Below are 945 nucleotides of genomic sequence, written 5' to 3' on the forward strand. Positions count from 1 at the left end.
CATCCTGGTGTTCTTCCTGATGGTTAACCAGTCAGAAGTGGAAGTTCAGAGTAATGATGCCATTGAATTACCGGTCTCGCTGGCGGAAAACAAGCCGTCAGAAAACGTCACCATTATGATCAGTCAGGATGAAATTCTGGTCCGTGGCCGTTCTGTGGTTTCCACCGCAGACGCCAGTGCGGAAGGTGAACAGATAACTGAGTTGAGCAACGAACTTGAGTATCTGGCCGGACGCATGCCGCTGCCGCCGGGGGCTGAAGATCAGGGGCGTCCTGTTACCATTATGGGTGACAAAAGCACGCCTTATACACTGCTGAAAAAGGTGATGAATACCAGCGCCAAAGCCGGGTTCAATAATATTTCTCTGGCGGTTAACCAGAAAGCACCCGGACAGGGAGGTGAGTGATGACAGTTCATACTCATGTCCCTCAGTTCCCGTGGAGTGATGCCGGTGATCGCCATCGGTTTATTCCGTTACTGGTTGGTTTTCTGCTGGCTGTGCTGGTGTTGGGGGTCATTATTCCGTTTATTTCACTGCCGGAACGTGACCGTCAGGAAATGGAGCAGTTGCCGCCTCAGCTGGCCAGAGTAATTGAGCGTCAGAAACTGGAAAAACCAGAGCCGCCACCACCTGTAGTGGAGGAAAAACCAGAGCCTGAGCCGATACCGGAACCTGAACCAAAGCCGGAACCAAAACCTAAGCCGCCTGAGCCAAAACCAGTGCCTGAGCCAAAACCAGTGCCGAAGCCAAAGCAGGAACCTAAGGCAGAAGCGACGCCGGAAAAACGCGAACAGGCTAAGGAAACGGCAAAAAAAGCGTTTGGTAATGATGCTCTGAATGCTTTGAGCAGCATACGCAGTCAGGTGCCGATTGCAGATCTGAACACATCGAGCAAAGGGTTATCCAATGCCGGCAGTAAAGCGACCAGTGTCGGTACCGTGGTC

General features: G+C 52.3%; 1 protein-coding gene and 1 pseudogene. Both read left to right on the top strand.

The genetic code is table 11. From position 1 onward, the window contains the following. Positions 1 to 406 (top strand): ExbD/TolR family protein (locus tag B2Z72_RS11515; protein ID WP_297004855.1); only part of this gene is annotated, 406 nt, incomplete at its 5' end. Further along, positions 403 to 945: pseudogene (locus B2Z72_RS11520) on the top strand (hypothetical protein); the annotation flags it as partial. The gene B2Z72_RS11515 and the pseudogene B2Z72_RS11520, both read left to right, overlap by 4 nt.

Origin of the sequence: Thalassolituus sp. UBA6592 (genome assembly GCF_002433655.1) — a bacterium.
Taxonomy (GTDB): domain Bacteria; phylum Pseudomonadota; class Gammaproteobacteria; order Pseudomonadales; family Oceanobacteraceae; genus Venatoribacter.